Below are 8,663 nucleotides of genomic sequence, written 5' to 3' on the forward strand. Positions count from 1 at the left end.
CAGCTTGCCCTGGGGTTTTTTCTTGCCTGATCGGGCTGGCGCCTGCGCGGACCACTACGGCAGCGCAGCGCCCTGGCACAGGCGCGGGTCCGGCACGCCGGGTTTGCCGGCGTCGACGCGGCCGGCCAGGCGGCGCCCGAACGCCGGCAGCGCGGGGGCGCTGATTTCCAGGTCGTACCAGCCTTCACAGCCGGCGTATTTGAGTTCCAGCGCGCCGCCGGCTTGCACGTGCGTCATGGCGCGCCAGCCGTCGCCCATGTGCGACTCCACCTTTACGGGCTGGGGCGTGTCGCTGTGGTTGATCAGCCGTAGGCGCAGGCCCGAGGTCACGGGCACGAACTGCGCCTCCAGCATGCCGGCGTCCCGCGCGTCGCCGCGGAATTGACGATGAAAGCCGTCCGGCCCCAGCAGCCACAGGTCATAAGCGCCGTGCTCGCCCAGGCGCCAACCGTCGTCCAGCCGCGCGCCCAGACCCACGGTGTAGCGGCGGGGCGCCTGCGCCAGGTCCAGGCGGTCGTACACATGCAGCACGGCGCCCGCGCTGCCGGAGTTGCGCAAGGTCAGGCGGTAGTGCTCGCCGTCAGCCGTCATGCGGCCCACGGCTTCCAGCGCGTAGGGCAGCGGGCAGGCGTGGCGGTTGCTGTCGGGATGAAGCGAGCCGCGGTCGCCGGCGAAGTCGAAAGCCGACGTCAGGTCGCCGGCCACGGCGCGGCGCCAGGGGCTGATATTGGGTTCGGCCACGCCGAAGCGGGCCTCCAGGAAGCGGATTACCGAGGTGTGGTCGAACACCTGCGAGTTGACCCAGCCGCCGCGGCTCCAGGGCGACACCACCAGCATCGGCACGCGCGGCCCCAGGCCGAAGCCGCGGCCGTGCAGGCTGGCGGGGTCATCGTTGGACGCGGCGCTGGGCCCGTGGCGCGTGTCATGGTATTCGCCGTCCAGCTCCACCGTGGACAATCCGCCCGAACGGCCATCGGCATGGCGGGCGGGCGGCGCGGGGGGCGGCATGTGGTCGAAGAAGCAGTCGTTCTCGTCGTACGTGACCAGGAACACGCAGCGGCTCCAGGTCTCCGGGTTGCGGGTCAGGATGTCCAGGACGCGCTCGGTGTACGCGCCGCCCTGGCGGGGCGACGACACCTCCGGATGCTCGGAATCGGCCGTGGGCGCGACGATCCAGGACACCTGGGGCAGCGTGCCGTCGTCCACGTCGCGGGCCAGGTCGTCCAGCGTGTAAGTGGACAGGCCGCGGTCGCGCAACGGGGCGGCCGCCTCGCCGCTGGCGTGCTGGCGGCGATACTGCCTGAAACCGGCGAGCGGGTTGTCGTGAAAGTTGTCCGCCATGTCCTGATAGACACGCCAGTCCACGCCCGCCTCTTGCAGGCGTTCAGGGTAGGTGGTCCAGGCGTAGCCTTCATCGGGCGGGCCCAGGCGGTCGTAGGTGTTGACCAACGCGGGGCCGCCGGCCAGGCCTTCCGGATCGTTGGTGCCGGTCCACAGGAACAGCCGGTTGGGATTGGTGCCGGCGTGCAACGAGCAATGGTAGGCGTCGCACACGGTGAAGGCATTGGCCAACGCCGTCTGGAAAGGCACGTCTTCGCTGGTGTAGGCACCCAGCCCCAGACGGCTCTTGGCGGACAGCCATTGGTCCATGCGGCCGTCATTCCACGCGCGTTGCGCGTCGTCCCACGTGTGCGGCGTGATGTAGCCCACCGGCGTGCCGCTGGCGTATTCCGTGCGCAGCGCATAGGGGCGGCAGCTTGCCTCGCCGTCCGATTGCGTCAGCACGTTGCCGGCCGCCGTGGGCGCCGGATGCGGGTCCGCGAAACCGCGCACGCCGGGCAGCGTGCCGAAGTAGTGGTCGAACGACCGGTTCTCTTGCATCAGGACGACAACGTGCCGCACGTCGTGAAGCGTACCGGTCTTGCGGTCTGGGGCAATCGCCAGCGCGCGCGCGATGGACGGCGGCGGGTCCGCGGGGTAAGGCAAGCGCGATTCTTCTCTCATGACTGCATTAATACGGCCAACAATGTTCGAATCTTAAGCGTAGCGGGCAACGCCGTCTTGATGATGTGGGGGCAGTGCCCGAAAACGCGAAGCCCCTCGCGGGCGAGGGGCTTCGGATGGGCGCGCCGGATGCCGTCTGATACGGTCGGCGCAGCGGATCAGGCCGAGGGCGGGACGTAGCCGTGGGCTTCCACGGTGCCGTCTTCGAACAGGAAGCGTTCCATCTGTTCTTTCAGGTACTTGCGCGCACGGGCGTCGGCCAGGTTCAGGCGGTTTTCGTTGACCAGGCGCGTCTGGATGGCCTTCCATTCTTCCCAAGCTTCCTTGGAAATGCTCTGCCAGATCTTCGTGCCGAGTTCGCCGGGGTAGGGAGGAAAATCCAGCCCTTCGGCTTCACGCTTCAATTTCACACAGTTGACGATACGGGACATGGTTCGCTGCCGGAAAGATAGATAACGGCGTATTTTAGCGGGCTTGGCGTCCAGAGGGCGCCAAGCCCCTTCGAACCCTGCGGTCAGGGCCCGTTGCGGCGGTTACAGCTTCTTGATGAAGACCATGCTGTTGCGCGAACGGTTGTAGTTGTTCTGCTTTTCGCGGGGCAGGTCCGTGACGCCGCCCTGCACGAATCCGCGCTTGATGAACCAGTGGGACGTGCGGGTGGTCAGCACGAACAAGCGCTTGGCGCCGGTGGCACGGGCGCGGGACTCCATATGGCGCAGCAGGATTTCGCCTTCGCCGGACCCCTGCCATTCGGGGTGGACGATCAGGCAGGCCATTTCGGCCATGTGCTCGTCGGCGAAGGTGTGCAGGGCGGCGCAGCCGTAGATCACGCCGTCGTGCTCCAGCACGGTGAAATTCTCCACGTCGCGTTCGATCACGCTGCGCGGGCGCGGCACCAGGGTGCCGTCGGCTTCCAGCGGTTCGATCAGGCTCAGGATGGCGCCTACGTCGTCGATCGTGGCGGCGCGCAGATCGTCCAGCGTGTCTTCCACCACCATGGTGCCCACGCCGTCGTGGGTGAAGATCTCGAGCAGCACGCTGCCGTCCAGCGCGAACGGCAGCAGGTGGGCGCGGGCCACGCCGCGTTTGACTGCCAGCGACGCGTACTGCAGGAAGGCATGGGTTTCTTCGTCCAGCTCGCCGCCGGCCAGCAGCGCGTCGGCGTCCACACGGGCCAGTTCGGTGTCCAGCGTGCCGTCGTCGTTCAGCACGCCTTGCGAGGTCGACAGGAAGATCAGCTTTTCGGCGCGCAGCGCCACGGCGACGCTGGTGGCCAGGTCTTCCATGGCCAGGTTGAACGCGTCGCCCGTCGGCGAAAAGCCCAGCGGCGACAGCAGCACCACCGACGAGCCTTTCTCGATGGCGAATTTCAATGCCTCGGTGTCGATCTTGCGGACCTGGCCGGTGTGCTTGTAGTCCACCCCGTCCAGCACGCCGGTGGGGCGCGCCGTGACGAAATTGCCCGAAATGACGCGGATGTGCGCGTGCGACATCGGCGTGTTGGGCAGCCCCTGGCTGAACGCGGCTTCGATGTCCAGACGGATCTCGCCGGCGGCCTCCTTGGCGCATTCCAGCGCGGCGGCGTCGGTGGGGGCCAGGCCGCGGTCGAACTGCTGCGTGAAACCCTTCAGGCGCAGCTGTTCATTGACCTGCGGGCGCGAGCCATGCACCAGCACCAGCCGGATACCCAGCGACGATAGCAAGGACAGGTCCTGCACCAACGTATTGAGTGCGCCGGCCTGCACCAGTTCACCACCGAACGCCACCACGAATGTCTTGCCTCGGAACGCATGCACATAGGGCGCCACGTCTCGAAACCATCGGACGAACTGGGCGGGTGCGAATTCTGGGGCTTCGAGGGCGGAGACGGTGTCTGGTTCCAGGTCGGGCATGATGGGCGGAGGGATTCCTGAGAGTCGGTAAAAACGCGGCGCTTTGCCGCGCCATAGCGCCGTCCGGTGACGGCGTGGCGAAATTATATGGCCGCCGGGGTCGGGTGCAGGCGGAAAATCAGCGCTTATTTCGTACCCGATTTCTACGGCGTCCGGCTGGCCCGCGGGCAGGGAAGCCATAGAAATTTATAATGCCCGGCTAACCGGACTATCGTACATGCCTGAATCCTCCCGCCCGCGGGCGCCCAAGACGGCTTCCCCGGGGGCTCCGGCCGCCGCGGCCGACGCCGCCCGCGCGGCCAAACGGGCGCCGCGCCCCGAGCGTCCCGAGCGCCCCATCCCTGCGGTGACCTACCCTGAAGACCTGCCCGTCAGCGCGCGGCGGCAGGAGATCGCACGCGCGATCGCCGGCCATCAGGTCGTGATCGTCAGCGGGGAAACCGGCTCGGGCAAGACCACCCAGCTGCCCAAGATCTGCCTGGAACTGGGCCGCGGGCGCCAGAAGATGATCGGCCACACCCAGCCGCGCCGTCTGGCCGCGACCTCGGTCGCCAAGCGCATTGCCGAAGAGCTGAATACCCCGATGGGCGAAGTGGTCGGCTATCAGGTGCGGTTCAACGACCGCACCGGCCCCAACGCGTCCATCAAGCTGATGACCGACGGCATCCTGCTGGCCGAATCGCAGCGCGATCCGCTTTTGCGCCGCTACGACACGATCATCATCGACGAGGCGCACGAACGCAGCCTGAACATCGATTTCCTGCTGGGCTACCTGAAGCAGCTGCTGCCGCGGCGCCCGGACCTGAAGCTGATCATCACGTCGGCCACCATTGACGCCGAGCGCTTCGCCCGCCATTTCGCCGCATCCGAGGACAAGCCCGCGCCGGTGATCGAGGTATCGGGCCGCCTGTACCCGGTCGAAGTCCGCTACCGCCCCGTGCGCGAGGAGCTGGCCGACGACGAGGCGGCGCCTGCCGCCAAGCCTGGCCGCGACCGCGAGCGCATGTCGGGCGACGAAGAACGCGACCTGATCGACGCCATCGTGGACGCCGTGGACGAATGTGCCCGGCACGGCCCGGGCGACGTGCTGGTGTTCCTGCCCGGCGAACGCGAAATCCGCGAATCCGCCGAGGCCCTGCGCAAGCGCCATCCCGCAGGCACCGAGGTGCTGCCGCTGTACGCGCGCCTGTCGCAGGCCGAGCAGGAGCAGATCTTCCATCCGCGCACCAACGCGCGGCGCATCGTGCTGGCCACCAACGTGGCGGAAACCTCGCTGACGGTGCCGGGCATCCGCTTCGTGGTCGACAGCGGGCTGGCGCGCATCAAGCGCTATTCCTGGCGCAACAAGGTCGAGCAGCTGCGGATCGAACCGATCAGCCGCGCCTCGGCCAACCAGCGCGCCGGCCGTTGCGGCCGGGTGGGGCCGGGCCTGTGCATCCGCCTCTACGACGAGCTGGACTTCAACAACCGCGCCGCCTTCACCGATCCGGAAGTGCTGCGTTCGTCGCTGGCGTCCGTCATCCTGCGGATGAAATCGCTGAAGCTCGACGACATCGAGCAGTTCCCCTTCGTCGAGGCGCCGCCCGGGCGCGCCGTCGCCGACGGCTACCACCTGCTGCAGGAGCTGGGCGCGATCGAACTGGCGTCCGCGTCGGACGATGACGGCGAGGCCTCGCGCACCGGCGCGTCGTTCGTGCTGACCGAGACGGGGCACGAGCTGGCCAAGCTGCCGGTGGATCCGCGCATCGGCCGCATGATTCTGGCCGCGCGCGAACACCAATGCCTGTCCGAAATGCTGATCATCGCATCGGCCTTGTCGGTGCAGGACGCGCGTGACCGCCCCATGCAGGAGCGCGAGGCCGCGGAAGCGGCGCACGCCAAGTTCGCCGACGACAAGTCGGAATTCATCTCCTTCCTGAAACTGTGGCGCTGGTATGGCGAACAGGTCCAGCACAAGGCGTCCCAGCGCAAGCTGGTGAACCTCTTGCGGCAGAATTTCCTGTCGCCGATCCGGCTGCGCGAATGGCACGACGTGCACACCCAATTGTCCGCGCTGGTGGGCGAGCAGGGCTGGCGGGTCAATCAGGCGGAAGCCACCTACGAACAGCTGCATCTGGCGCTCTTGTCCGGGCTGCTGGGCAATATCGGCTTCAAGAGCGACGAGGGCGGCCACTACCAGGGCGCGCGCGAGATCCGCTTCCATATCCACCCGGGTTCGCGCCTGGTGAAGAAGGCGGGGCGCTGGATCATGGCGGCCGAACTGGTCGAGACCACGCGGCTGTACGCGCGCTGCGTCGCCCGGATCGATCCGGTATGGCTGGAAAAGGTGGGCGCCCACCTGATCCGCAAAAACTGGTCGGACCCGCGGTGGGAAAAGAAGGCCGGGCAGGTCGTGGCCAACGAGCGCGCCACGCTGTACGGGCTGACCATCTACACGGGCCGCCGCATCCACTATGGCCGCGTGAACCCGACCCATGCGCGCGAACTGTTCATCCGCCAGGCGCTGGTGCCCGGCGAGATCGACACGCGCCTGCCCTTCGTGGCGCACAACCGCAAGCTGATCGCCGGCATCGAAAAACTGGAGCATCAGACGCGCCGCCCGGACATCCTGGTGGACGACGAACTGATCTTCGCCTTCTACGACCGCCAGCTGCCCGCCGATATCTCTCAGACGGCGTCGCTGGAAAAGTGGGTGTCCAGCCTGGACAAGGCGGCCGCCGCCAAGCTGATGCTGACCCGCGACGAGCTGATGCGGCACGAAGCCGCCGGCGTCACGACCGATGTCTTTCCCAAGAAGGTGGAATGGCAAGGGGTGTCCATGGCGCTGGACTACCACTTCGAGCCCGGTTCGCCGCGTGACGGCGTGACGCTGTCGGTACCGCTGTTCGCGCTGAACCAGATCGACCCGGACCGCTGCGAGTGGCTGGTGCCCGGCATGCTGAAGGAAAAGGTCCACCTGCTGCTGAAGTCGCTGCCGCAAAAGCTGCGCCGCCATTGCGTGCCGCTGCCCGACTATGCGGCCGGCTTCTACGAGCGCTGGTTCGAACGGCAGGCGGATCCGCAGCAAGGCCTGGTGGATGCCATCATCGCCGACATGTGGGACCAGGTGCAGGTGAGGCCGGCCGTGGGCGACTTCAAGCTTGAAACCTTGCCCGCCCACCTGTTCATGAATTTCCGCGTGGTCGACGAACACGGCCGCATGCTCGCCGCCGGGCGCAACCTGGCGCAGTTGCGTGCGGAATTCGGCAAGCAGGCACAGGCGACCTTCCAGCAACTGGCGGCCAGCGATACGCAGGTTGCCCAGGCGCTGGCGCACGAGAATCTGACGACATGGTCGTTCGGCCCCTTGCCGGAGATCATGGAGATCAAGCGGCGCGGCCAGTCCGTCATCGGCTATCCGGCGCTGGTGGACCGGGGCACGCATTGCGACCTGGACGTGTTCGACGATCCGGACGAGGCGCGCAAGCACCACCGCGCGGGCCTGTTGAAGCTCTTCCGACTGGGGCTGCGCGAGCAGGTCAAGTTCCTGGAAAAGAACCTGGCGGACCTGACCAAGATCAGCATGCTGTACATGACGCTGGGCACGCAGGAAGAACTGCGCGACCAGATCATCGACTGCGCGCTGGGGCAGGCGTGCCTGGCCGAACCGTGGCCGGTGAACGAGCAGCAATTCGACGCGCGCCGCACGGAAGGCAAGGGCCGTCTGGGCCTGCTGGCGCAGGAAGTGGCCAGGCTGGCGGGCGCGGTGCTGACGGAGTACGCGGCGTTGCAACGCAAGCTGCCGCAAGCGAAGCCGCACGCGGCGGCGTACGCCGACCTTCAACAGCAGATCGGCGCGCTGATGCCGAAGATGTTCATCCGCGACACGCCATATTCGCAACTTTCGCACTATCCGCGCTATCTGAAGGCGGCTGTGGCCCGCATCGATAAGTTGCGGGCGGATCCGGGACGCGACGCGAAGCTGGTCGCGGAAATGGCGCCGCTGGTGACGCAGTATCAGCGGGCGAGGGCGGCACTCAAGGGGGCGCCCGATCCGCGCCTGGACGAGTTCCGGTGGTTGCTGGAGGAACTGCGGGTGGCGTTGTTTGCGCAGGAACTTCGGACGCCGATGCCGGTGTCGGTCAAGCGGTTGATGAAGAGTTGGGAGTCGTTGAAGCGGTGATCGCGAAGCTTCGGCTCTTCTTCCTTCGTGGTCCATGCGTTGTGCTTCGTAGGTCGCTGGTCGGCGGGGCGGCCTGACTGCGCGCGCCCACGATTGCGGTCCGGAGCCTTCGCTCCGGACTCTCCCGTCGTCATCTTCGTCCTCGCCTTCGGCGACTCCTTCAGATTCCCTCGGGCGCATCAAGGTTGCGCGCAGTCAGGCCGCCCCGCCGACCACCTGCCGCCGTCTTGGCTTGGTGCGCCGCCAGGTCCAGGATCCTTGACGAGTCTTACGGTGCCCGCCGATTGCGGCCGCGCGGGCGGCCGTAATCGGCATACGCGTCTTCAGGTTTTGTGACGGTGGCCGCTGCGCGCGGGTGGCGGGTGGTTTTCTGGCGGTACGTCACCGGCGAGGTAAGGGGGAGCGACGGGTGTCGCGCGGCAGACCGCCGCTTGCATAGCTGGACCAGTACGCGCGCCACCCATCGCTCCATCCCCTCGACGCAAGACACCACGTAAGCCCCCAAAGGCCGCCCGCGCGGCCGGCCGGGGGCGGGCCCCGCAAGATATTCCTCACCCTCTCCATCCGGGGCAAGAACCCTAAGCACCCGGTCCTCCCCCACTGAC

General features: G+C 67.3%; 4 protein-coding genes. 1 reads left to right on the top strand and 3 read right to left on the bottom strand.

The annotated features are described in order from the left end of the window. Positions 1–54: 54 nt before the first annotated feature. The 3 genes from ACO6D5_RS28460 to argA form a co-directional block, all read right to left on the bottom strand. Positions 55–2,004 carry a phosphocholine-specific phospholipase C gene (locus ACO6D5_RS28460; RefSeq protein ID WP_485827242.1) on the bottom strand — a complete coding sequence of 650 codons (1,950 nt, stop codon included), beginning with the start codon at positions 2,002–2,004 and terminating at the stop codon, positions 55–57. A gap of 158 nt (positions 2,005–2,162) precedes the next feature. Then, positions 2,163–2,435: an oxidative damage protection protein gene (locus tag ACO6D5_RS28465; protein ID WP_006218476.1), complete on the bottom strand. Its 273-nt coding sequence runs from the start codon at positions 2,433–2,435 to the stop codon at positions 2,163–2,165. Between the two features lie 102 nt (positions 2,436–2,537). Then, positions 2,538–3,896, bottom strand: coding sequence for an amino-acid N-acetyltransferase (gene argA / locus ACO6D5_RS28470; RefSeq protein WP_315847221.1), 1,359 nt, complete (start codon positions 3,894–3,896; stop codon positions 2,538–2,540). Between the two features lie 217 nt (positions 3,897–4,113). On the opposite strand from argA, the gene hrpA reads away from it, so the two are divergent. Continuing rightward, a complete protein-coding gene (gene hrpA / locus ACO6D5_RS28475; RefSeq protein ID WP_485827243.1) occupies positions 4,114–8,058 on the top strand; it encodes an ATP-dependent RNA helicase HrpA in 3,945 nt (1,314 codons plus the stop codon). The last annotated feature ends 605 nt before the right edge of the window (positions 8,059–8,663 follow it).

The sequence above is a fragment of the Achromobacter sp. genome (assembly GCF_057314935.1).